Origin of the sequence: Variovorax sp. TBS-050B, from assembly GCF_029893635.1 — a bacterium.
GTDB lineage: Bacteria > Pseudomonadota > Gammaproteobacteria > Burkholderiales > Burkholderiaceae_C > Variovorax.
Window position 1 is genome coordinate 4273277 of record NZ_JARXYR010000002.1, and the last position, 23103, is coordinate 4296379.

26 protein-coding genes are annotated in these 23103 nt (G+C 70.8%); 10 read left to right on the plus strand and 16 right to left on the minus strand.

Annotated features, from left to right (window positions below; all coding sequences use genetic code 11):
* Positions 1-16 precede the first annotated feature (16 nt).
* The 13 genes from M2165_RS22845 to M2165_RS22905 all read right to left on the minus strand — a co-directional run bounded on the left by M2165_RS22845 (position 17) and on the right by M2165_RS22905 (position 10965).
* Positions 17-1384, minus strand: a complete 1368-nt coding sequence (locus M2165_RS22845; RefSeq protein WP_280816860.1) for an NAD(P)/FAD-dependent oxidoreductase — start codon at positions 1382-1384, stop codon at positions 17-19.
* Between the two features lie 77 nt (positions 1385-1461).
* Positions 1462-2367, minus strand: coding sequence for a serine O-acetyltransferase EpsC (gene epsC, locus M2165_RS22850; RefSeq protein WP_280816861.1), 906 nt, complete (start codon positions 2365-2367; stop codon positions 1462-1464).
* Positions 2368-2463: 96 nt separating this feature from the next.
* Entirely contained in the window at positions 2464-2679 is a 216-nt protein-coding gene (locus tag M2165_RS22855) for a molybdopterin-binding protein (RefSeq protein ID WP_042579699.1), read from the minus strand.
* 65 nt (positions 2680-2744) lie between these two features.
* A complete protein-coding gene (locus M2165_RS22860) occupies positions 2745-4034 on the minus strand; it encodes an aminotransferase class I/II-fold pyridoxal phosphate-dependent enzyme (protein ID WP_280816862.1) in 1290 nt (429 codons plus the stop codon).
* Between the two features lie 36 nt (positions 4035-4070).
* Positions 4071-4904 carry an ATP-binding cassette domain-containing protein gene (locus tag M2165_RS22865; RefSeq protein WP_280816863.1) on the minus strand — a complete coding sequence of 278 codons (834 nt, stop codon included), beginning with the start codon at positions 4902-4904 and terminating at the stop codon, positions 4071-4073.
* Positions 4901-5881, minus strand: a complete 981-nt coding sequence (locus tag M2165_RS22870) for an aliphatic sulfonate ABC transporter substrate-binding protein (protein WP_280816864.1) — start codon at positions 5879-5881, stop codon at positions 4901-4903. Before M2165_RS22870 ends, M2165_RS22865 begins: the two co-directional genes overlap by 4 nt.
* A 10-nt stretch (positions 5882-5891) precedes the next feature.
* The gene (ssuC, locus tag M2165_RS22875; RefSeq protein WP_280816865.1) at positions 5892-6737 is read right to left on the minus strand and encodes an aliphatic sulfonate ABC transporter permease SsuC; all 846 of its coding nucleotides are present in this window, start codon (positions 6735-6737) and stop codon (positions 5892-5894) included.
* A gap of 16 nt (positions 6738-6753) precedes the next feature.
* Positions 6754-7923 carry an FMNH2-dependent alkanesulfonate monooxygenase gene (gene ssuD / locus M2165_RS22880; RefSeq protein ID WP_280816866.1) on the minus strand — a complete coding sequence of 390 codons (1170 nt, stop codon included), beginning with the start codon at positions 7921-7923 and terminating at the stop codon, positions 6754-6756.
* 11 nt (positions 7924-7934) lie between these two features.
* Positions 7935-8099, minus strand: a complete 165-nt coding sequence (locus M2165_RS22885) for a hypothetical protein (protein ID WP_280816867.1) — start codon at positions 8097-8099, stop codon at positions 7935-7937.
* A complete protein-coding gene (locus M2165_RS22890; RefSeq protein ID WP_280816868.1) occupies positions 8096-9052 on the minus strand; it encodes a sulfonate ABC transporter substrate-binding protein in 957 nt (318 codons plus the stop codon). The genes M2165_RS22885 and M2165_RS22890 overlap by 4 nt, the downstream gene beginning before the upstream one ends.
* Positions 9053-9063: 11 nt before the next feature.
* Positions 9064-9198 (minus strand): hypothetical protein, encoded by a 135-nt coding sequence (locus M2165_RS22895; RefSeq protein ID WP_280816869.1) that lies wholly within the window; start codon positions 9196-9198, stop codon positions 9064-9066.
* 113 nt (positions 9199-9311) lie between these two features.
* Positions 9312-9896: an NADPH-dependent FMN reductase gene (gene ssuE / locus M2165_RS22900; RefSeq protein ID WP_280816870.1), complete on the minus strand. Its 585-nt coding sequence runs from the start codon at positions 9894-9896 to the stop codon at positions 9312-9314.
* A gap of 28 nt (positions 9897-9924) precedes the next feature.
* Entirely contained in the window at positions 9925-10965 is a 1041-nt protein-coding gene (locus M2165_RS22905; protein WP_280816871.1) for a sulfate ABC transporter substrate-binding protein, read from the minus strand.
* Between the two features lie 136 nt (positions 10966-11101).
* Between M2165_RS22905 and M2165_RS22910 the strand changes: the two genes are divergently transcribed.
* The 3 genes from M2165_RS22910 to M2165_RS22920 are packed head-to-tail and all read left to right on the plus strand — an operon-like array spanning position 11102 to position 14229.
* Positions 11102-11377, plus strand: coding sequence for an oxidative damage protection protein (locus M2165_RS22910; RefSeq protein WP_280816872.1), 276 nt, complete (start codon positions 11102-11104; stop codon positions 11375-11377).
* A 16-nt stretch (positions 11378-11393) separates the two neighbouring features.
* On the plus strand, positions 11394-13277 hold the full coding sequence (gene mnmC / locus M2165_RS22915) for an FAD-dependent 5-carboxymethylaminomethyl-2-thiouridine(34) oxidoreductase MnmC (RefSeq protein ID WP_280816873.1): 1884 nt from the start codon (positions 11394-11396) through the stop codon (positions 13275-13277).
* A 52-nt stretch (positions 13278-13329) separates the two neighbouring features.
* On the plus strand, positions 13330-14229 hold the full coding sequence (locus M2165_RS22920; RefSeq protein WP_280816874.1) for a transglutaminase family protein: 900 nt from the start codon (positions 13330-13332) through the stop codon (positions 14227-14229).
* 67 nt (positions 14230-14296) lie between these two features.
* Here M2165_RS22920 and M2165_RS22925 read toward each other — a convergent pair whose 3' ends face one another.
* A complete protein-coding gene (locus tag M2165_RS22925; RefSeq protein ID WP_280816875.1) occupies positions 14297-15472 on the minus strand; it encodes an FAD-binding oxidoreductase in 1176 nt (391 codons plus the stop codon).
* A gap of 60 nt (positions 15473-15532) precedes the next feature.
* On the opposite strand from M2165_RS22925, the gene M2165_RS22930 reads away from it, so the two are divergent.
* The 4 genes from M2165_RS22930 to M2165_RS22945 all read left to right on the plus strand — a co-directional run bounded on the left by M2165_RS22930 (position 15533) and on the right by M2165_RS22945 (position 17977).
* Complete coding sequence (locus M2165_RS22930; protein ID WP_280816876.1) at positions 15533-16426, plus strand: LysR substrate-binding domain-containing protein; 894 nt, start codon at positions 15533-15535, stop codon at positions 16424-16426.
* Positions 16427-16511: 85 nt separating this feature from the next.
* Complete coding sequence (locus M2165_RS22935) at positions 16512-17270, plus strand: extensin family protein (RefSeq protein ID WP_280816877.1); 759 nt, start codon at positions 16512-16514, stop codon at positions 17268-17270.
* 63 nt (positions 17271-17333) lie between these two features.
* Positions 17334-17651 carry a type II toxin-antitoxin system ParD family antitoxin gene (locus M2165_RS22940; RefSeq protein WP_280816878.1) on the plus strand — a complete coding sequence of 106 codons (318 nt, stop codon included), beginning with the start codon at positions 17334-17336 and terminating at the stop codon, positions 17649-17651.
* Between the two features lie 20 nt (positions 17652-17671).
* Complete coding sequence (locus M2165_RS22945; RefSeq protein ID WP_280816879.1) at positions 17672-17977, plus strand: type II toxin-antitoxin system RelE/ParE family toxin; 306 nt, start codon at positions 17672-17674, stop codon at positions 17975-17977.
* On the opposite strand, the gene M2165_RS22950 is transcribed toward M2165_RS22945, so the two are convergent.
* On the minus strand, positions 17947-18525 hold the full coding sequence (locus tag M2165_RS22950; protein WP_280817604.1) for a nucleotidyltransferase family protein: 579 nt from the start codon (positions 18523-18525) through the stop codon (positions 17947-17949). The two genes, M2165_RS22945 and M2165_RS22950, sit on opposite strands and share 31 nt — an antisense overlap.
* Before the next feature lie 89 nt (positions 18526-18614).
* Entirely contained in the window at positions 18615-19019 is a 405-nt protein-coding gene (locus M2165_RS22955) for a VOC family protein (protein WP_280816880.1), read from the minus strand.
* Positions 19020-19216: 197 nt separating this feature from the next.
* Between M2165_RS22955 and M2165_RS22960 the strand changes: the two genes are divergently transcribed.
* The 3 genes from M2165_RS22960 to M2165_RS22970 are packed head-to-tail and all read left to right on the plus strand — an operon-like array spanning position 19217 to position 23054.
* The gene (locus M2165_RS22960) at positions 19217-20182 is read left to right on the plus strand and encodes a MurR/RpiR family transcriptional regulator (protein ID WP_280816881.1); all 966 of its coding nucleotides are present in this window, start codon (positions 19217-19219) and stop codon (positions 20180-20182) included.
* On the plus strand, positions 20179-21147 hold the full coding sequence (locus M2165_RS22965; RefSeq protein ID WP_280816882.1) for an isoaspartyl peptidase/L-asparaginase: 969 nt from the start codon (positions 20179-20181) through the stop codon (positions 21145-21147). The genes M2165_RS22960 and M2165_RS22965 overlap by 4 nt, the downstream gene beginning before the upstream one ends.
* A gap of 26 nt (positions 21148-21173) precedes the next feature.
* Entirely contained in the window at positions 21174-23054 is a 1881-nt protein-coding gene (locus M2165_RS22970) for a dipeptide ABC transporter ATP-binding protein (RefSeq protein WP_280816883.1), read from the plus strand.
* Positions 23055-23103: the final 49 nt, after the last annotated feature.

A 23103-nucleotide genomic window follows, 5' to 3' on the forward strand; every position in this document is an offset into this window, starting at 1 on the left:
CCGGGCGGCGCGCCGGTCAGTCAGCCTTGAGGATCGTCTCGCCCTTGAGCGCACCCATGTCGCGGATGTTGAAGCGGTGCCGCTTCCATCCTTCCCAGGTGCGCCGCATGTGGGTGATCGAGATGAAGTAGTAGAGGAACTTGAACATGCCGAGCGCACGCCAGATCGGCGTGTCGCGGTAGATGTCGCCGGCCAGCAGCGACATCAGGCCTTCCTTCACGCGGAACGGATTGCCCGGGTGCATGAACATGTCGCGGATCGTCGGGTTCGTCACGCGGTAGATGAACCATGAATACTCGCGCGGCCCCTTGCGCATCATGGCCTCGAAGTCGCGCCGCGCCGCGGCCAGCGCGGCCGGCCGGTCGAGCGCGGTCGCCACGAGTTCGGCGCCGTCGAAGGCGCTGTGCATGGCCAGGTACACGCCCGAGGAGAACATCGGGTCGATGAAGGTGAAGGCGTCGCCCAGCATCAGGTAGCGGTCGCCGGTGGCGTGCGTGCTCGAATACGAGAAGTTGCCGGTGGCGTGCACCGCGTCGTCCACCAGCGTGGCGTTCTTCAGCCGGTCCACGAGCACCGGGCAGAGCGCGATGGTGTCGTAGAAGAAGTCCTTCAGCGGCTTGTCGCGCGTCTTCAGGTAGTACGGCCAGCAGACCGCGCCCACGCTCGTGGTGCCGTCGGCCAGCGGAATGAACCAGAACCAGCCGTGGTCGAACCAGCAGATGCTGATGTTGCCTTCCTTCTTGCCCTCGAGCCGCTCGGCGTTGGTGAAGTGGCCGAACAGCGCGGTGCTGTTGTGGTCGGGGTTCTTCTCCTTGCAGCGGAATTTGTTGGCGAGCAGCGTGTCGCGGCCCGTGGCATCGACCAGGAAGCGTGCGCGCCAGCTGCGCTTCGCGCCGTCGTCCATCACCGCCTGCACCGTGGCGCCCTCGGCGTCGAAGGCCACGTCGCGCACCTTGCAGCCCTCGATCGCCTCGGCACCGCGCGCGGCGGCGTTGCGGAACAGCAGTTCGTCGAGCTCGGAGCGGCGCACCTGCCAGGCCGAGTCGAGCGACTTGTCCCAGCCCTCGGCGAAGTCCACGTAGCTGCGGTGCTCGTGGTCGGGCGAGACGAATTCGATGCCGAACTTCGGCATGCCGATCTTCTCGACCTGGTCGCGCACGCCGAGCTTCTCGAACAGCTCGACGTTCGCGGGCAAGAGCGATTCGCCGATGTGGAAGCGCGGATGGTGCTCCTTCTCGACCAGCACCACCTTGCGGCCCTGCTGCGCGAGCAGCGCCGCGATGGTGGAACCGGCAGGGCCGCCGCCGACGACGAGGACGTCGCAGGATGCCGCGGCGGGCGCGGTGGAAGCGGGAGCGGAAGAAGCGGCTTGTGGCTGGAACATGCGGATGCAGGCGACAGGGTTGGGAAACGACCGCGAAGCATAGCGCGGCCCGCGGCGCCCGTCGCCTGGCCGAACGCTCAGCCCCGCGGCGCGTTCTGCAGGCTCGCCTGCGTCACGCTCGCACCGGGCGGCACGTCGTCGGTGATCCAGACGTTGCCGCCGATCACCGCGCCCTTGCCCAGCGTCACGCGTCCGAGGATGGTGGCGCCGGCGTAGATGACCACGTCGTCCTCCACCACCGGATGCCGCGGCAGGCCCTTCTGCAGGTTGCCTTCGGCGTCGGTCGGGAAGCGCTTGGCGCCGAGCGTCACGGCCTGGTAGAGCCGCACGCGCTTGCCGATGACCGCGGTCTCGCCGATCACGATGCCGGTGCCGTGGTCCATGAAGAAGCCGGCATCGATCTGCGCGCCGGGGTGGATGTCGATGCCGGTCTGCGCATGCGCGAGTTCGGCCACGATGCGCGCCAGAAGCGGCAGCCCGAGCCGGTAGAGCTCGTGCGCGAGCCGGTGGTGGATCATCGCGAGCACGCCCGGATAGCACAGCAGCACCTCGTCAACGCTGCGCGCGGCCGGATCGCCGTGGTAGGCCGCGAGCACGTCGCTGTCGAGCAGCCGGCGCAGCCGCGGCAGCGCGAGCGCGAACTGCCGCACCGCCTCGGCGGCGGTCTGGTCGATGTCGACCGCGGCGTCGGGCGCGTGGCGCGCATTGAAGTTGAGTTCGAGCCGCGCCTGCAACAGCAGCGCCTGCAGCGCGGTGTTCAGCGTGTGGCCGACGTAGAAGTCCTCGCTCTCGTGCCGCAGTTCGGGCGGGCCGAGCCGCATCGGGAACAGCGCGCCCTTGAGCGATTCGACGATCTGCGCGAGCGCATCGCGCGACGGAAACTCGCGCGCGCCGGGCTCGCGCGAACGGCGCTGCGAATCGCGCCACTCGTTGCGCGCCTCGTGCAGCGCGCGGACGATCTCGCCGACTTCGAAATGGACCATGCTTGCTTCTCCGGTGACAGCGTCCGTTGCACTGTAAAGCAAGCAAAAAGAACCCGGCGCCAACGCGGCGCCGGGATTCGCAAGCCCCGGGGTCCGTCAGAGCTTGGCGATCGAAACCTCCGTCGACTTCACCAGCGCGACCACGTCGGAGCCGACCTTGAGCTGGAGCTCGTCGATCGAGCGCGTGGTGATCACCGAGGTGACGATGCCCCAGGCGGTCTCGACGTCGACTTCGGAGACGACGTCGCCGCGGATGATCTCGCGGACCTTGCCCTTGAACTGGTTGCGCACGTTGATGGCCTGGATGGACATGGTGGGTTCTCTTTCGGATGGTTCGGGTGGAGGGAAGAATGAAAAAAGCACGCCTGCGGCCGTGCTCATGCGGCCGCGGCGGCGAGCGCCCGGTCGAGGTCGGCGAGCAGGTCGTCGATGTGCTCGATGCCCACCGACAGCCGCACCGTGTCCTCGGTCACGCCGGCGCGCGCGAGTTCCTCGGGCGAGAGCTGGCGGTGCGTGGTCGAGGCGGGATGGGTGGCGAGCGAGCGCACGTCGCCGATGTTCACGAGCCGGGTGAACAGCTGCAGCGCGTCGAGGAACTTCGCGCCGCCCGCGCGGCCGCTGCCGATGCCGAAGGTCAGCACGCCGCTCGCGCGGCCGCCGAAGTACTTCTGCGCCAGCGCGTGGTCGGGATGGTCCTCGAGCGCGGCGTAGTTGACCCAGCTCACGGCCGGGTGGCGCTTCAGGTGCTGCGCCACCGCGAGCGCGTTGCTGCTGATGCGGTCCATGCGCAGCGCGAGCGTCTCGATGCCCTGCAGGATCTGGAAGGCGTTGAACGGCGAGATCGCCGCGCCCGTGTTGCGCAGCGGCACCACGCGCGCACGGCCGATGTAGGCCGCCGGGCCGAGCGCCTCGGTGTAGACCACGCCGTGGTAGCTCACGTCGGGTTCGTTGAGGCGCCGGAAGCGCTCTTTGTGCTGCGCCCACGGGAACCTGCCCGAATCGACGATGGCGCCGCCGATGCTGGTGCCATGGCCGCCGAGGTACTTGGTCAGCGAATGCACCACGATGTCGGCGCCGTGCGCGATCGGCCGGCTCAGGTACGGCGAAGGCACGGTGTTGTCGACGATCAGCGGCACGCCGTGGCGGTGCGCGATCTCGGCCACGGCGGCGATGTCGGTCACGTTGCCGGCCGGGTTGCCGAGCGATTCGACGAACACGGCCTTGGTGCGCTCGTCGATCAGCGGCTCGAAGCTCGCCGGGTCGCGGTGGTCCGCGAAGCGCGTGCCGATGCCGAACTGCGGCAGCGTGTGCGCGAACAGGTTGTAGGTGCCGCCGTAGAGCGCGGTGCTGCTCACGATGTTGTCGCCGGCTTCGGCGATGGTCTGGATCGCATAGGTCACGGCCGCCTGGCCCGAGGCCAGCGCGAGCGCGGCGATGCCGCCTTCGAGCGCGGCCACGCGCTGTTCGAGCACGTCCTGCGTGGGGTTGTTGATGCGGGTGTAGATGTTGCCCGGCACCTTGAGGTCGAACAGGTCGGCGCCATGCTGCGCGCTGTCGAAGGCATAGGCCACCGTCTGGTAGATCGGCGGCGCCACCGCGCGCGTGGTGGGATCGGGCGAGTAGCCGGCGTGCACCGAGAGGGTCTCGAATTTCCAGTTCTGCGACATGGGAGGTCTTTCGTCCTGCGTTGGGAACAATGAATCTCAGATCGCCCAGCGCAGCGCGTGCGCGGGCGGCGGCAGCCAGGCACCGGGCTCTCCGGCCTCGCCGTCGGCCGACTTCTGCAGCACGCGGTCGAGGATGCGCTTCTCGATCGCCGCGAAGGCCGGGTCGCCCTGCGAGCGCGGCCGTGCGAGTGCGATGTGCTCGTCGAGCGCGATGCGGCCGTCCTCGATCAGGATCACGCGGTCGGCGAGCGCGACCGCCTCCTGCACGTCGTGCGTCACCAGCAGCGCGGTGAAGCGGTGGCGCTGCCAGAGGTCTTCGATCAGGCGGTGCATCTCGATGCGCGTGAGTGCATCGAGCGCGCCCAGCGGCTCGTCCAGCAGCAGCAGCCGCGGCCGGTGCACCAGCGCGCGCGCGAGCGACACGCGCTGGCGCTGACCGCCCGACAGCCGCGCGGGCCATTCGTTCTCGCGGTCGGCCAGGCCCACCTGCGCCAGCACTTCCCGGCCCCGCGCACGGGCGGCGTCGGACAGGCCGAGCGTCACGTTGTCGAGCACGCGGCGCCAGGGCAGCAGCCGCGCCTCCTGGAACATGATGCGCGTGTCGTCGTGCAGCCCGTCGATCGCCCGGCCGTCGGCGAACAGGCCGCCGGCGCTGGGCGCCTCCAGTCCCGCGACCAGCCGCAGCAGCGTGCTCTTGCCGCAGCCGCTGCGCCCGACGATGGCGATGAACTGCCCCGGCTCGATCGCGAGCTGCGTGTTGCGCAGCACCTCGCGCTCGCCGTAGCGCTTGTGGAGCCCGCGCGCCTCGAGGCGCACGCCGCCCGCGAGGGCCGCGTCGGACTGTCGGATGTCTTCGTGCACTGCACTCATGATGTCGAGCCTGGTTGGAACAGCGCCACGTCGAGCGCGTTGATTTTTCGGGGCAGCAGCTTCTCGGCGAAGAAGGCGTCGGCGATGCGCTGCTGTTCGGCGAGCGCCTCGGCGCGCACCGGCCGCACCGCATAGCTGCGGCGCGCGTTGGCCTGCTCGATGGTCGCGGTGTCGAGCCCCCACACGGGCGACAGCAGGGCCGCCGCGTCCTTCGGGTTCTGCTTGACCCAGCGGCCGGCCTTCTCGAGTTCGGCATACACCACCCGCAGCACGTCGGGCCGGGCCTTCGCGAAGCGCGTGCTCGCGAGGTAGTAGCGCTGGTACTGGGCGATGCCCGTGCCGTCGGCCAGCACGCGCACCTTGGCCTGGCGCTCGGCCGCGGCGAGGAACGGGTCCCACACCACCCAGGCGTCGATGGCGCCGCGCTCGAAGGCCGCGCGGCCGTCGGCCGGCGTCAGGTACGCGGGCTCGATGTCCCGGAAGGAAAGGCCGGCCTTCTCGAGCGCCGCGATCAGCAGGTAGTGCGCGCCCGCGGCCTTGGCGAAGCCGACCTTCTTCCCCTTGAGGTCCGCGACCCTGCGCAGCGGCGAGTCTTCGCGCACGAGGATCGCCTGCGCGGTCGGCGAAGGCGCTTCCTGTGCGACGAAGGTCAGCGCGGCGCCGGCGGCCTGCGCGAACACCGGCACGGTGTCGGCCACGTCGGCGCTGAAGTCGAGGTTGTCGAGGTTCAGGGCCTCGAGCAGCGGCAGGCCGCTGGTGAACTCGTGCCAGCTCGGCACGACGTGGAGCGGCGCGAGCCGCTGCTCGAGCGTGCCCTGCGCCTTCAGCACCGCGGTCAGCGTGGACGACTTCTGATAGCCGAGCCGCACCACCGCGGGCCGCGGCGTGGCGCCCTGGGCCCACACGGCGCCGGCACCGAAGGCGCCTAGCGCGGCCACCGCGGTGCGGCGGCCGATGTTGAAAGACTTCCGGTTCATTGCCCTGCCCTCACTTCGCCTTCTTCTGGTAACCCGGGTGCCAGCGCAGCCACCATTGCTCCAGCCCGCGCGCGAACAGGTCGGCCAGCTTGCCGAGCAGCGCATAGAGCAGGATGCCCACGAGCACGATGTCGGTCTGCAGGAACTCGCGTGCGTTCATCGTCAGGTAGCCGATGCCGGCCTGCGCCGAGATGGTCTCGGCCACGATCAGGATCACCCACATCAGCCCGAGCGAAAAGCGCAGCCCGACGAGGATCGACGACAGTGCGCCCGGCAGGATCACCTCGCGGTAGAGCTGCCAGCGCGAGAGCCCGTAGGTGCGCCCCATCTCGATCAGTTGCGGATCGACGTTGCGGATGCCGTGGAAGGTGTTGAGGTAGATCGGAAAGAACACCGACACCGAGATCAGGAACAGCTTGGCCGATTCGTCGATGCCGAACCACAGGATCACGAGCGGGATCAGCGCGAGCGCGGGAATGTTGCGCACCATCTGGATCGTGGAGTCGAGCAGCGTCTCGAAGGACTTGACCGAGCCGGTGAGCAGCCCCAGCGCCAGCCCCGCGCCGCCGCCGATCGCCAGCCCCGCGAGCGCGCGGCCCGCGCTGACCTTGACGTGCGTCCAGAGCTCGCCCGACACCGTGAGCGACCAGGCCGCCTTGACCACGTCGAGCGGCGCGGGCAGCACGCGCGTGCTGAGCCAGCCGAGCGACGAGGCGATCTGCCAGGCGACGATCAGCGCCACCGGCACGATCCACGGCACCAGCCGCTTCGCGACATGGCCGCCGAAGGCGCGCAGCGCGCGGCCCGTGCCTTCGGCCGGCGCGACCGCCGGCAGTTCCTGTACCTGTTCCACCATGGGTGTTCCTGTCCTTCTAGCTTTGGGAGACGAGCCGCGACGGCGCATCGAGATTGGCGACCACTTCGCCGAAGGGCCCCGTGACCGGCCCGCCGGCGAGCCGCGTCCGCGTCTTGCGCGAGAGCAGCGGGAACACCAGTTCGGCGAAGCGATAGGCTTCCTCCAGGTGCGGGTAGCCCGAGAAGATGAACTTGTCGAGGCCGAGCGCCGCGTATTCCTCGATGCGCGCCGCGACCGTCCGCGGATCGCCCACGAGCGCGGTGCCCGCGCCGCCGCGCACCAGCCCCACGCCGGCCCAGAGGTTGGGCGCGATCTCGAGCTCGGCACGCGAGCGCTTCGTCCCCGACGCATGCAGGGCCGCCATGCGGCGCTGCCCTTCGGAGTCCATGCGGGCGAACGCCGCCTGTGCGCGCACCACGGTCTCGTCGTCGACGCGGCTGATCAGTTCTTCCGCGGCCTGCCAGGCGTCCGCCTCGGTCTCGCGCACGATGACGTGCAGCCGGATGCCGAACTGCACCGTGCGGCCCTTCTGCGCCGCGCGGTTGCGCACGTCGGCGATCTTCTTCGCCAGCTCGGCCGGCGGCTCGCCCCAGCTGAGGTAGGCGTCGACCTGCTCGGCCGCCAGTTCGTGCGCAGCGGCCGAGGAGCCGCCGAACCACACGGGGGGATGCGGCTTCTGCACCGGCGGATAGAGCAGCTTCGCGCCCTTCACGCGCAGGTGCTCGCCCTCGTAGTCGAAGGCCTGGCCCTCGTGGCTGCGCGCGATGATCTCGCGCCAGATGCGGATGAACTCGGCCGACTGCGCGTAGCGCGCCGCATGGTCGAGGAACACGCCGTCGCCTTCGAGCTCGGCCTGGTCGCCGCCGGTCACGAGGTTCACGAGCAGCCGCCCGCCCGAGAGCCGGTCGAAGGTGGCGGCCATGCGCGCGGCCAGCGCGGGCTGGTGCAGGCCGGGCCGCACCGCCACCAGGAAGCGCAGCCGCGTCGTCGCACCGATCAGGCTGGAGGCGATGACCCACGGGTCTTCGCAGGAGCGGCCGGTGGGAATCAGCACGCCCTCGTAGCCCAGGTGGTCGGCCGCGCCGGCGATCTGCTGCAGGTAAGCGAGGTCGACCGGGCGCGCGCCTTCGGTGCTGCCGAGATAGCGGCTGTCGCCGTGCGTGGGAAGGAACCAGAAGATCTGCATGGGGTTGCTCGTCAGATGGCGAAGAAGAAGCCGCGCACGCACGGCGGCGCAAGGCGAAGGCGCACCGGCCCCGCGTGCGGGCGCGGGCGCGCATGCAGGCCCCAGGCGCGCGAGGTGGTGGCGAGCACCTGCGCGGCGCGGTGCGGCAGGGTGCGGGAGGTCGCGGCGGGCGTCATGCGGTGCCCGCCGCGGCGGCCTCGTAGACGCTGATCTTTCGGGGGATCAGCTTCAGCTCGAAGAAGGTGTCGGCGATCTGCTGCTGCTCCGCGAGGATCGCCCGGGTGATCGGGCCGGTGCCGTAGGCCGCGCGCGCCACGGTCAGGTCGGCCACGGGCTTGGGCAGGCCCCAGAGCGCCGCGAGCTCGGCCGCGAGCGCGTCCTTGTTCGCGTTGCCCCAGGCATCGACGCGGTTGAGCTCCTCGATCGCGATGGCCAGCACGTCGGCGTTCCTGGCCGCATAGCCGAGCGACGAGAAGTAGTAGGAGCGGTTGCCCACCACGCCCGTGGCATCGGCCAGCACGCGCGCATCGAGCGACTTCTCGGCCGCGGCGAGGAACGGGTCCCAGATCACCCACGCGTCGACCGAGCCCTTCTCGAAGGCCGCGCGCGCATCGGCCGGCGGCAGGAAGACCGGGTTCAGGTCGCCGTACGACAGGCCGTGCTTCTCGGCCAGCTTGACGATGAAGTAGTGGACGTTCGAGCCCTTGTTGAGCGCGACCTTCTTTCCCTTGAGATCGGCCACGCTGCGGATCGCCGAGCCCCTGGGCACCAGCACCGCTTCCGACTGCGGGCGCTGCGGCGAGGCCGCCACGTAGGCCAGCGGCGCGCCCGCGGCCTGCGCGAAGATCGGCGGCGCCTCGCCCACGTCGCCGAAGTCGATCGAGCCGACGTTGAGCGCCTCGAGCTGCACCGGCCCGGCCGTGAACTCGGTCCACTTGACCGAGACGCCGAGCGGCGCGAGCCTCTTCTCGAGCGTGCCGCGGCCCTTGAGGATGCTCAGCAGGCCCTTCTGCTTGCCGATGCGGAACTGGCGCGCGGGCTGCTGCGCGAGCGCGGAGAACGAAGGCAGCGCAATGGCTGCGGCCGCGCCCTGCAGCAGGCGGCGGCGCGGGATCGGGAGCGATGTCATGCGCATGCTCCTCAGGCCGAGATGAAGCCGGCGATCAGCGCGACCGCGGTGACGACGATGGCGCTGACCGCGAGGTCGCGCAGCGCGTGCCAGAACGAGCGCGGCGGCGTCTCGAGCACGGAATCTTCGGTGGCAACGGGATTCATGGGGACTCCTTCTTCGGAAATTCAGGCAAAGCCGGCCCCTTCCGCCGGCGCACGAGGAGCGGGCAGCGGGGGTCTTGGGGGAGGGAAAGCAGGGACCGCGAGAGCGGCCGTCTTCAGACGCTACATCGCACCTGCGAAAAAGGGACTGGCTCGAAGCCGTGTCTTGCCGGCAGCTGCAGCCCTTCGGTCGCAAGCACCTCGGCCGCATCGTCGAGCCGCTCGGCCAGCTCGGCATGCACCTGCCAGGCGTTCTCGGGCGTGAGCGTGATCTGCGCGTCGGTCGCGTAGACGCCCGGCAGGATGTGGCGCGCCGAGAGCGCATGCAGCACCGGCCGCAGCGCATAGTCGAGCGCGAGCATGTGGTGCGGACTGCCGCCCGTGGCGAGCGGCAGCACGGTCTTGCCCTTGAGCGCGTTCTGCGCGAGCAGATCGAGGAACACCTTCAGCACCCCGCCGTAGGCCGCCTTGTAGACCGGCGTCGCGACCACCACCGCGCGCGCCGCCGCCACCTTGGCGATGGCGGCCGCGATGGCGGGATGGCCCCACTCGGCGCGGAGCAGCGCTTCGGCCGGGAGATCGCGCACCACGAGGCGGTCGATGCGCGCCGCGCGGGCGGCGAGCCGCGCGCCCACGGCCTCGAGCAAGGCGGTGGAACGCGAGGGTGCGGAGGGGCTGCCGGCAATCAGGAGAACGGACACGAGGGGCTTTCTTTCCGATGAAGGTCGATTACTTCTGCTTCGGACCGTAGATCTGGTCGAAGGAGCCGCCATCGGCGAAATGCGCCTTGTCGGCCGCGGCCCAGCCGCCGAAGGCCTGGTCGATGCTCACGAGCGTGAGCTTCGGGAACTGCTTGTCGTACTTGGCCTTCGCCTTGTCGGAGGTGGGCCGGTAGAAGTTGCGGCCCGCGATGTCCTGGCCTTCGTCCGAGTACAGGTACTTGAGGTATTCCTCGGCCACCGCGCGCGTGCCCTTCTTGTCGACCACCTTGTCGACGACCGCCACGGTCGGCTCGGCGAGGATCGAGATCGACGGCACCACGATCTCGAACTTCTCGGCGCCGAATTCCTTCAGCGCGAGGAAGGCCTCGTTCTCCCAGGCCAGCAGCACGTCGCCCACGCCGCGCTGCACGAAGGTGATGGTCGCGCCGCGCGCGCCGGTGTCGAGCACCGGCACGTTCCTGAACAGGTTGCCGATGTATTCCTTGGCCTTGGCGTCGCTGCCGTACTTGCGCTTCGCGAATTCCCATGCGGCCAGGTAGTTCCAGCGCGCGCCGCCCGAGGTCTTGGGGTTGGGCGTGATCACCTGCACGCCGGGCTTCACCAGGTCGTCCCAGTCCTTCAGGCCCTTGGGGTTGCCCTTCTTCACCAGGAACACGATGGTGGAGGTGTAGGGCGCCGAGTTGTGCGGCAGGCGCTTCTGCCAGTCGGCCTTGACCACGCCGCCGTGCGTGACCAGCGCATCGATGTCGCCGCCGAGCGCGAGCGTGGCCACGTCGGCGTCGATGCCGTCGATGATCGAGCGCGCCTGCTTGCCCGAGCCGCCGTGCGACTGCTTGATGGTCACGTCCTGACCGGTCTTGCCCTTCCAGTACTTGGCGAAGGCGCGGTTGTAGTCCACGTAGAGCTCGCGCGTCGGGTCGTAGGACACGTTGAGCAGCGTCACGGGGCCCGCGCCCTGCTGCGCGAACGACGGCAACGCCGTCAGGGCCATGGCGCCGGCCACGCCGGCACCGAGGGAAAGCTTGATAAAGTCGCGGCGGATGCTCATTGTTGTCCTGCTCAAAAAGGCATATCGATGAAGCCACCTATTCTCAATACGGCATATGGAAACGGGAACGACCGAGTTCTCAGTTCTAAATAGCCAAATCAACTAAGCAACCGCTTTCCCCCACAGAGGCAATCAAATGGCACGCATGGTTCAGTGCATCAAGCTCGGCAAAGAGGCCGAAGGGCTCGACTTCCCGCCCTATCCCGGAGAACTGGGCAAGCGCCTGTGGGAAAACGTGAGCAAGGAGGCCTGGGCCGCCTGGCTCAAGCAGCAGACGATGCTGGTCAACGAGAACCGGCTCAACCTGGCCGATCTGCGCGCGCGCCAGTACCTCGCGCGGCAGATGGAGAAGCACTTCTTCGGTGAAGGCGCCGACGTGGCGCAGGGCTACGTGCCTCCTTCGGGCAGCTGAGCACCGTGGCCCGGCTGTGAGCGCCGAGCCCGTCACCTGGCGGCCGGACGGGGTTCCGCACAGCGCGCGCTTCGACGACATCTATCACACCGAAACCGGGGCGCTGGCGCAGGCCCGCCATGTGTTCCTCGGCGGCTGCGGCCTGCCCGAAGCCTGGGCCGGACGGCCGCGCTGGCTGATTCTCGAAACCGGATTCGGGCTCGGCCTCAATTTCCTGACAGCCTGGCAGGCCTGGCGCGCGGATGGCGCGCGGCCGGAAATGCTGCACTTCGTCGCCATCGAGGCCCATCCCGTGGCCGCGGACGATCTGCTGCGCGCGGCCGAGGCCTACCCTGAACTCACGCCGCTCGCACAGGCCCTCGCCGCGCAATGGCACGGGCTGCTGCCGGGCTTTCACCGGCTCGCCTTCGACGACGGCCGCGTGCTGCTCACGCTCTGCGTCGGCGAGGTGCAGGCGATGCTGCGCGCGCAGCGCTTCGAGGCTGACAGCATCTTTTTGGACGGCTTCAGCCCGCAGAAGAACCCGGCCATGTGGTCGCCCGAGACGCTGAAGGCGGTCTCGCGCTTCGCACGCCAGGGCACCGGCCTGGCCACCTGGACCTTCGCGCGCGCGGTGCGGGACGCACTGGCCCAGAACGGTTTCCGGCTCGAACGGCGGCCGGGCCTGCCGCCCAAGCGCGACTGCCTCGGCGCCGTGTTCGCACCGGCCTGGACCGTGCGGCGCCGCGGCCCGTCGCCCGCGCAGGCGGAGCCCGCGCGCTGCGCTGTCGTGGGCGCCGGCCTGGCGGGCGCTGCCGTGGCCGCGAGCCTGGCACGGCGCGGCTGGCAGGTCACGGTGCTCGATGCCGCCGCACATCCCGCGGCCGGGGCCTCGGGGCTGCCGGTCGGCGTGATGGCGCCGCATGTGTCGCCCGACGACGCGCTGCTCTCGCGCCTCACGCGCGCGGGCGTTCGCGCGACCTGGACCGAGCTCGAGCGCCTGCTGCCGGAAGGGCGCGACTGGCGCGCGAGCGGCGTGCTCGAGCGCCGTCCCGACGGCGACCTGCGCCTGCCGCCCGCGTGGCGCGAGGACGGTCCCAACGAATCGTGGCGCGCCGATGCCGCCTGCCTGGCCGCGGCCGCACTGCCGCCCGACGCGCCGGCGCTGCGGCATGCGCGCGCGGGCTGGGTGCGCCCGGCACGGCTGGTGGAGGCCTGGCTGCGCACGCCGGGCGTGGTGTTCCGCGGCGGAGCGCGGGTCGAGCGCCTGGTCCGCGGCGCCGCGGGCTGGCAACTGCGCGATGCCGCCGGCGCCACGCTGGCCGAGGCGGAGCGCGTGGTCGTGGCCGCGGGCTGCGCATCGCAGCACTTCGCGCCCGCCCTGCCGCTGCAGCCGGTGCGCGGCCAGGTCGCCTGGGGCCGCGCGGCCGATGGGGGCGATGCCGCCGCCCTGCCCGCGATGCCGATCAACGGCGACGGCCATCTGATCGCCGGGGTGCCCGAGCCCGACGGCGCTCGGCTCTGGCTCGCGGGCGCCACCTACGACCGCGGCGACACCGACCTCGCGCCGCGGCCTGCCGATGCGGCCGCGAACCGCCAGCGGCTCGAACGCCTCGCACCCGCGGCCGCCGCCGCCCTCGCGCCGGCCTTCGCGCGCGGCGAGGTCGAAGCCTGGGTCGGCATCCGCTGCGCCTCGGGCGACCGCCGCCCCCTCGTCGGACCGCTCGACGCGGCCGCCGGCCTCTGGGTCTGCACCGCGCTGGGCTCGCGCGGCCTGAGCTTTGCCGCGCTGTGCGCGGAGCTGCTGGCGGCGCAATGGCACGCAGAGCCGCTGCCGCTGCCGGCGCGGCTGGCGGACGCGCTCGGCACCGCCCGCGTGCGGGCACCCGGCGCGCCGCTCGAAGGCGGTTCCGAGACATAAGTCTCGGCGCGCGGTCGAAGCCGCGCACGGCCGAGGCAGGACAATGCGGCCCATGGCCATCCACTACGACATCACGCACACCACCGTCTACCGCTACAGGAAGCCCGTGAGCTTCGGGCTGCACCGGGTGATGTTCCGCCCGCGCGACAGCCACGACCTGCGCGTGCTCGCCACCGACCTGCAGGTGAGCCCCGAGGCGGCGATGCGGCTGATCCAGGACCCACACTCCAATTCGGTCGCGCTCGTGCAGCCGCTCGGCGAAGCGACCGAACTGCGCATCGTCTGTTCCTTCACCATCGAACACGTGCCCGCGCCGCAGGACCAGCTCACACTCGATCCGGCGGCCGAGTTCCTGCCCTTCGCGTATTCGGTGCAGGAGCGGCTCGACCTCGAGCACTACCTGCGCCCGCACCACGACGACGACGATGCCGGCACGCTGATCCGCTGGGCCCACCAGTTCCTGCACAGCGACAAGCCCAACAGCACGCGCGAAGTGCTCACGCGCATGAACGCGCACATCGGCCAGAGCCTCGAGTACAAGGCACGCGACGAGGAAGGCACGCAGACGCCGCTGCAGACGCTCGCGCTCGGCAGCGGCAGCTGCCGCGACTACGCGCTGCTGATGATGGAGGCCGCGCGGCGCCTGGGCATTGCCACGCGCTTCGTCTCGGGCTACCTCTACGACGCCGCGCTCGACACCGCCGCGCGCGCGCAGGGCGAATCGATGACCGGCGCCGGCACCACGCATGCGTGGCTGCACGCCTACCTGCCGGGCGCCGGCTGGCTCGCCTTCGACCCGACCAACAACCTCATGGGCAGCGGCCAGCTGATCCGCGTGGCGGTCTCGCGCGATCCGGCGCAGGCGGCGCCGATCTCGGGCAGCTGGTACGGCGATGCCGATGCCTTCGAAAGCCTCGAAGCGGCCGTGGTGGTGACCAAGCGCGACAGCTGAGCCGCTGGCGACGGCTCAGGCGATGCGCACGAGCCCGGCATCGAGCCCGGCCACCACTGGCGTGGCGTCAGATCACGTTCTTCTCAACCAGCGGCCGGTTCTCGCGCACGCGCGCGAACGACAGCGCCGACAAGTCGAGGCTGCGGTACTCGCCGAAGCGGATCAGCTCCGCCAGCCCGCGCCCCACCGCGGGACACTGCTGCAGGCCATGACCCGAGAAGCCGTTGGCGAAGTACAGGTTGGCGCAGTCCGGGTGCAGGCCGAGGATCGCGTTGTGGTCGAACAGGTTCATCTCGTAGTAGCCGGCCCAGGCGCCGGTCATGCGGACCGCCTCGAACGCCGGCACGCGCGCGGCCAGCGTGGGCCAGACGAAGCTTTCGAAGGCCGCGTGGTCGACCTCGAGCGGCGCGTCGTCCGCGTCATGGTCCTCGGGCGGCGCGAAGCCGCAGATGAACTGCCGCCCTTCGGGCCGCAGCCAGATGCCCGAGGTGTCGATCACGAGCGGGCAGCCCGGCAGCCGCTCGGGGCAGGAGAAGCTGAACACGCTGCGGCAGCGCCCGCGCACCGGCAGCGCGATGCCGGCCCAGTCCGCGACCTTCGCGGCCCAGGCGCCCGCGGCGTTGACCACCACGTCGGCATCGAGCGTCTCGCCGCCTTCGAGCTGCACGCCGGTCACGGTCCGTCCCTCGAGCCGCAGCCCCGTCGCGCTTGCCTGCAGGTAGCGCACGCCCTGCGCCGCGGCCTTGCGCCGGAAGGCCTGCAGCACGCTGTAGCCGTCGTACCAGCCTTCGCCCGAAAGGCCGAGCGAGCCGAGCGCCACGCCCTCGGTCGAAAGCCACGGGAAGCGCGCCTGCAGTTCGGTCGGCGCGAGCAGCGCCACGTCCACGCCTTCGGCCTGCTGCAGCGCGTGGTTCTCGCGCAGCACGTCGGCGCCCGCGGCCGATGCGAGGTAGAGGTAGCCGGGCTCGACGAGGCCGATGTCGGGCACCTCGTCGCCGATGCGCAGGTGCTCGCCGATCTGCCGAAAGAAGTCGATGCCGTAGCGCGACATGCGGATGTTGACGGCGGTCGAGAACTGCTGGCGGATGGAGCTGGCCGAGAGCGCCGACGAGGCCTGGCGGTACGAGAAGTCGCGCTCCACCACTGTGACCGCGAGCGGCTCGTCGCCGGGCGAGCCGCAGCTCAGGAAGCAGGCGATCGCGGAGCCGATGGCGCCGCCGCCGATGATGACCACCCGACGCATGATGTGCCCTTCTCGCTCGTGCGCGCTGCCATGGGATGACCGAGCAGAATAGCGCCACCGATGAGAAAAGACATTCCCAACCTCGGCGCGCTGCAGGCCTTCGAGGCCTCGGCGCGGCTGGGGAGCTTCACGCGCGCGGCGGCCGAACTCGCGCTCACGCAAAGCGCCGTCGGCCGGCAGGTCGCCATGCTCGAGCAGCGCCTGGGCGTGCCGCTGTTCTCGCGCGTGCGGCGGCGCCTCACGCTCACCGACACCGGCCGCGAATACGCCGCGCGCATCCGCCGCCACCTCGACCAGATCCGGCGCGACACGCTCGAGATCAGCGCGGGCCACGACATGGGCTTCGTGCTCGAAGTCGCCGTGGTGCCCACCTTCGCGACGCAGTGGCTGATCCCGCGGCTGCCCGCGTTCAGCCGCCTGCATCCGAACATCACGGTCAACCTCTGGTCGCGCTCGCAGCCCTTCTCGTTCCAGGAGAACGCCTACGACGCGGCGATCTACTTCGGCGAACAGTTCTGGCCCGGCACCGAGGGCGGCCTCATCTTCGCCGAGGGCGAGATGGTGCCCGTGTGCAGCCCGGCCTTCCGCGACGCGAACGCGCCCTGGGACGAAGCCGCCTTCGCGCGCTGCCGCCACGTGCACCTGGGCACGCGCGCCCACGCGTGGCGCGACTGGTACGCGCAGCAGGGCTGGGACTACACCGTGAACGCCTCGCGCGGACCGCGCTACGAGCTTTTCACCATGGTCACCGCCGCGGCCGCCGCGGGCATGGGCGTGGGCCTCGCGCCGCGCATCCTGGTCGAGCGCGAGCTGCGCACCGGCGAGCTGGTGGTGCCGACCGACCGCCACCTCGAGGTGCGCCAGGGCTACTACTTCGCCCATCCCGAAGGCCGCACGGCCTCGGCCGCGCTCGAGCACTTCAAGCGCTGGGTGCTCGGGCTCACGCCGGGCTGAGGCCGCCCGCGCGGCATCGGCCTACGAGCGCACCTTCGCGGCCACGGCAGGCTCGACCTCGACGCAACCTCCGCCGACAGCCCACGTGTCCGACCGCCCTCCCGCCTCCTCGTCGCGCCGCGCCCGATGGCTCGGCGCCGGCCTCTGCGCTGCCGCGCTGGCCGCGCTCGCCTGGGCGATGGCAAGCGGCGCCATCGCGATCCCCGAGCGCTTCAACCCCTGGGCACCGCTCGACCTCGCGGCCGAGCCCGGCTGGCTCACGGGCTTCAAGCTCGCACGCGCGAAGCGCGACCCCGCGCGCTGCTTCGCGGCGCTGGCGCGCACCGGCATGGCGTACGACCGCCTGCCCGACCGCGTCACCGGGCCGGGCTGCGGCTTCGAGAATGCGGTGCGCCTGCGCGACGCCGGGGGCGTGCAGCTCGGCAGCGCGCCCTCGCTGAGCTGCCCGATGGCGCTGTCGTTCTTCATGTGGGAGCGGCATGCGCTGCAGCCCGCCGCGCGGCGGCATTTCGACCAGCCGGTGCGCGCAATCGAGCACCTCGGCAGCTATGCCTGCCGCAACATCAACCGCGGCGAAGGCGCGGTGCCGGGCGCCTCGCGCAGCCGGCATGCGACCGCCGATGCGCTCGACGTCGCCGGATTCACGCTCGCCAACGGGCGGCGGATCAGCGTGCGGCGGGACTGGTCAGCCCAGGCCGACGCGAACGACCCCGCCGCGCGGCTGCTGCGCGATGCGCACCGAGGCGGCTGCCGCTTCTTCGACGGCGTGCTCGGGCCCGAATACAACGCGGCGCACCGGGATCATCTGCATCTGGAGACGGGTGGGTTCTCGGTGTGCCGATGAAGGGCGACGGCGAGGCACCAGCGTGAATGGCAAAGATTGCCATCGTGCGATACAGTGAACCGCATGACGACGATGAACATTTCCCTGCCGGCCGAAATGAAGGCCTTCGTGGACGCGCAGGTCGCCGATCGCCGCTACGGCAACGCCAGCGAATACATGCGCGACCTCATTCGCCGCGACCTGGCCCGTGAGCAGTTTCGGGCCGCCGTTCTTGCCGGCCTGGAATCGGGCGCGGCCGAGGAATGGACGGCAACGCATTTCGATGATCTGCGTGCCGAGATCGCGCGCGCTGAAACGGCGGGCACGAAGTCGGCTGCGCCCGGAACGCGGCGCCCACCGGCCCCCGCCACCCAAAAGAAGAAGAAAGCGACCAGGGCTTGAAGGGCGTCACGCGGTTTCTCGTGCGTCCCCGCGCGAGGATGCAGATCGAGGCCGCCATCCGGTACTACGCCATCACCATGCAGGCGCCGAGCGCGGCCAGGGGCTTCGTGGACGAACTCCAGGACGCCTACGCGCTGCTCAAGCGAAACCCCGATGCGGGTTCCCCGCGCCTCGAAGCCGAACTCGACATGCCCGGCTTGCGCTCGTGGGCGCTGTCGACGTACCCGTACCTGATCATCTATTTCCGCCGCCCCGACTGCGTGGACGTGGTGGACGTGCCGCACACGCGCACCAACTATGTGGCGGAGCTGATGCATCGGCTTTGAGCAATGCCGCACGCCGCGTCGATCGACAGCCGCGGCCACCGCTCGGCAAAACGCTTCGACGCCACGCGCTGCCGGTAGGTCGCCGCGCTCGCCCGCGCGGGGTTGTGCCGCACGCGCAGGCCGAACAGGTCGCCGAGCCCATGCGGCGCGATGACCTCGATCGCATCGTCTGCGCCCAGCCGCACGCCGACGCAGGTCGCGAACTCGGGCCAGGTGGCGACGCCCTCTTCCAGCGAGCGCAAGGGCGCGACGATCTGCCCGAGTTCCGCGGCAAACCAGTGATGGACGGTGGCCTGGTTCGTGACTTCCCAACGCACGCCCGGCATCAGCCCACGGAGGCGGCTTTCGAGGCAGGCATCGTCGCCGGCGCCGGCGGTCTCGTCGAAGTACACGACGTCGACGTCGTCCAAGGTCGAGGGCTGCGCGAAGCCGTGCAAGCGGTCCCACACCAGCGACCGCACGGCCCCGGCGCCGATGCACCACGCATCCAGCGCGAGGGAGCGCACCGCGGCGAGTGCCGTCATCAACGCCGGCGACGAACGGACCATCGCGACGAGCCGCCGCTCGAGCTCGGGCTCCAACGGCTCGGCGCCGGCGTCGGCGCGACCGGGTCCTGTGCGCCGATCGCCGCTCGCACTCACGCGCCTTGCCCCTCCGCGTCATGGCAGACCACGCAGAGCTTGTTGCCGTCCGGATCGCGGAAGTACGCGCCGTAGTAGTTCGCGTGGTAGTGCGGCCGAAGCCCCGGCGGGCCCTCGCAGGTTCCGCCGTGCTTCAGCGCGATTTCATGGCATGCGCGCACCCGCTCCCTGGACGCCGCGGTGAAGGCGACCATCTGGCCGTTGCCCGGGTGGTGCGGCTGGCCGTCGTAGGGCCTGCAGATGACGAACAAGGGCCGCGCGCCGCCTGCGCCATGCCAGCCGGCCCACGGCTTCTCCGGCTCGCAGAAGCGCAGTTCGAAGCCGAGGCCTTCCATCAGGGCGCCGTAGAAGCCGAATGCGCGGTCGAAGTCGCCGACGCTCGTGAAGACATGGGAGAACACGGGAGCTCCTTGGTGGCGGCCACGGCATCCACGCCGTCACCGTCCGCGCAGCATAAGGGAGGCCCTCGCCCGCGGGCCCCGACGCCCTGGCCCGGAATTTGCACCCTTTCGACTCAAAATGACAAAAATTTTTCTTTTTTGTCTTATATTTGAAAATCCATTGTCACAACCGCACCCCATGGGTGCACCATCGCGGAATGAACGGCACCAACGTCGACACCACCGGCACCACGGTGGCCCAGCGCATCGCGCAATCGCTGCCGCGGCTCACGCGCTCGCACCGGCAGGTGGCCGACTACGTGCTCGAGCATCCGCTGCAGGTCGCGACGCTGCCGATCGACGAACTCGCGGCGGCCGTGGGCGTGTCCGTGGCCACGGCCAACCGCTTCGCGCGGGCGCTCGACTTCGACGGCTACGCCACCTTCCGCGCCGAGCTCGTGCGCGGCTTCGAGTCGCTGGTGGCGCCGGTCGAGCGGCTGCGCGGCAACCTCGAGCGGCCGAGCACGGTGGCCGAGGTGTTCGCCACCGCGCTCGACGAGAGCCGGCGCAACATCGAGGCCACGCGCCAGACGCTGGACCACGCCGCCTGCGAGGCCGCGGTGGAACGCATCGGCAAGGCGCGCTCGATCTACATCGCGGGCTTCGGCGCCAGCGCCTGGCTCGCGGGCCTGCTGCAGCATGGGCTCGACGGCAGCTGCAACGACGTGCGGCTGCTCTCCAGCGTGAGCGGGGTCACGCATGCGGCGCGCACGCTCACGCATGCGGGACCGCAGGACCTGTGCATCGCGCTGACCTTTCCGCGCTACCTCACCGACACGGTGGCGCTGGCGCGGATCGCCAAGGGCCAGGGCTGCGCGCTGCTCGCGCTGACCGACCGCCCGAGCTCGCCGGTCGCGCCGCTGGCCGACGTGGTGCTCTACTGCCAGACCGAAACCAGCTACCGCCCCAACTGCGAGACCAGCGTGCTCGCGCTGATCGAGGCGCTGACCAGCGCGGTGGCGCTGCGCGCGCCCGGCGCGGTGCAGTCCGCGAGCCGCATCCTGCAGGCCGTGCGGCCGTGGCTGCATGGCGGCCAGGGCCCCGTGCGCGGCGAACTGCCCGCCACCGCCGCGAGCGCCGCCCCCGCGGGCAAGCGCCGCAAGAAAAAGAAAGCCGCTTCATGACGAACCGAATCCCCGTCATCGCCATCCATGGCGGTGCCGGCACCATCAGCGCCGCCACCACGAGCCCGGCGCAGGCGCAGGCCTACCTCGATGCGCTCGACGGCATCGTGCGCGCGGCGCAGGCGCTGCTGCTTGCGGGCGCATCGGCGCTCGACGCGGCCTGCCGCGCGGTCGAGCTGCTCGAGGAATGCCCGCTCTTCAACGCCGGCCACGGCGCGGTCTTCACGCACGACGAGACGCACGAGCTCGACGCCGCCGTGATGGACGGCGCCACGCTCGCGGCCGGCGCGGTGGCGGGCGTGTGCCGCATCCGGCGCCCGGTGCGCGCGGCGCGCGCGGTGCTGGAAGACGGCGCGCACGTGCTGCTCGCGGGCGCCGGCGCCGAGGCCTTTGCGCGCGAGCGCGGGCTGGAGATGGTCGAGCCCTCGTTCTTCTCGACCGAGGCGCGCCGCCAGCAGCTCCACCGCGTGCGCGACACCGGCCGCGTGGTCGTCGACCATGAAGGCGCCGCGATGGCCGCTGCGGCCGCCGCGCCGCTCGACGAGGACAGGAAGTTCGGCACCGTCGGCGCGGTCGCGCTCGACGTGCACGGCCACCTCGCGGCCGCCACCTCGACCGGCGGCATGACCAACAAGCGCGTCGGCCGCATCGGCGATTCGCCGCTGATCGGTGCGGGCACCTATGCCGACGACCGCACCGCCGCCATCTCCTGCACCGGCAGCGGCGAAATGTTCATCCGCGTCGCGGCCGCATACGACGTGTGCGCACGCATGGCCTACGGCGGCGCCACGCTCGAGGCCGCCACCCACGCGGTGGTGCGGCAGTCGCTGCCCGCCATCGGCGGCACCGGCGGCCTGATCGCCATCGACCGCGACGGCAACCTGAGCCTGGCCTTCAACACCGAAGGCATGTACCGCGGCCACGCGCGCGGCGACGAAGCCCCCGTCACCGCCATCTTCGCCTGAGCGCAGCCCCTTTTCCTCTCGCAACCATGTCCACCCCTGCCCTCGCCCTGCCGGACGGCCGCGTTCTCGCCGTCGACGACCTCACCGTGCGCTTCTCGACCTCCGAACGCACGGTCGATGCGGTCAAGAAACTCTCCTTCCACGTCGACCACGGCGAGACGCTCGCGGTGGTGGGCGAATCGGGCTCGGGCAAGTCGGTCACCTCGCTCGCGCTGATGCGCCTGGTGGAACACGGCGGCGGCCGCATCCTCGACGGGCGCATGGCCTTCCGCCGCCGCAGCGGCGAGGTGCTCGACCTCGCCCAGGCGCGCGACGCCGAGATGCGCAACATCCGCGGCGCCGACATCGCGATGATCTTCCAGGAGCCGATGACCTCGCTGAACCCGGTGTTCACGGCCGGCGACCAGATCGCCGAGGCGATCCGCATCCACCAGGGCAAGTCGAATGCGGCTGCGCGCGCCGAGGCGCTGCGCATGCTCGAACTGGTGCGCATCCCCGAGGCGCGCAACGTGCTCGACCGCTTCCCGCACCAGCTCTCGGGCGGCATGCGCCAGCGCGTGATGATCGCGATGGCGCTGTCGTGCAAGCCGCAGCTGCTGATCGCCGACGAGCCCACCACCGCGCTCGACGTGACGATCCAGGCGCAGATCCTGCAGCTGATCCGCGAGCTGCAGAAGGAGATGCGCATGGGCGTGCTCTTCATCACGCACGACATGGGCGTGGTGGCCGAGATCGCCGATCGCGTGCTCGTGATGTACCGCGGCGACAAGGTCGAGGCCGGCAGCGCCGACGCCGTATTCGCGGCGCCGCAGCATCCCTACACCCGCGCACTGCTGTCGGCCGTGCCCAAGCTCGGCGCGATGCAGGGCACCGACCTGCCGGCCAAGTTCGAGCTCCTCCGCACCGAAGCCGCGTCCGACGCCACGCCGCGCGCCGAGGCCGCGCCGCACGACACCGTGCGCGCCGAGGCCGGCCCGATCCTGCGCGTGCGCGACCTCGTCACGCGCTTCGACGTGCGCAGCGGCATCTTCGGCCGCGTCAAGCGCCGCGTGCATGCGGTCGAGAAGATCAGCTTCGACCTCTACCCGGGCGAGACGCTCGCGCTGGTGGGCGAATCGGGCTGCGGCAAGTCGACCACGGGCCGCTCGCTGCTGCGCCTGGTCGAGAGCCAGAGCGGCGCGATCGAGTTCGGCGGCCGCAACATCCGCGAGCTGCCCACGCGCGAGCTGCAGGCGCTGCGCCGGAACATCCAGTTCATCTTCCAGGACCCGTTCGCCTCGCTCGATCCGCGCGTGACGGTGGGCTTCTCGATCATGGAACCGCTGCTGATCCACGGCATCGCCCGTGGCGCCGAGGCGCAGCAGCGCGTCGACTGGCTGCTGCAGAAGGTGGGCCTGCCGCCCGAGGTGGCGCAGCGCTATCCGCACGAGTTCTCGGGCGGCCAGCGCCAGCGCATCGCGATCGCACGCGCGCTCGCGCTCAACCCCAAGGTGGTGGTGGCCGACGAATCGGTGTCGGCGCTCGACGTCTCGATCCAGGCGCAGATCGTGAACCTGATGCTCGACCTGCAGCGCGAACTCGGCGTGGCCTTCCTCTTCATCTCGCACGACATGGCCGTGGTCGAGCGCATCAGCCACCGCGTGGCCGTGATGTACCTCGGGCAGATCGTGGAGATCGGCCCGCGCCGCGCGGTGTTCGAGGCGCCGCAGCATCCCTACACGCGCAAGCTGATGGCCGCCGTGCCCGTGGCCGACCCATCGCGCCGGCACCTGCAGCGCGCACTGCTCGAAGGCGAGATCCCGAGCCCGATCCGCGCGGTCGGCGACGAGCCCGAGGTGCCGCCGCTGGTGCAGGTGGCGCCGGGGCATTTCGTCGCGCGCCATGCCATCGGCGGCGCTTTCGCCTGATTTTTCACCCGCAGGTTTTTTTAACGCCTGCTTTTTTCCACGAACCGAC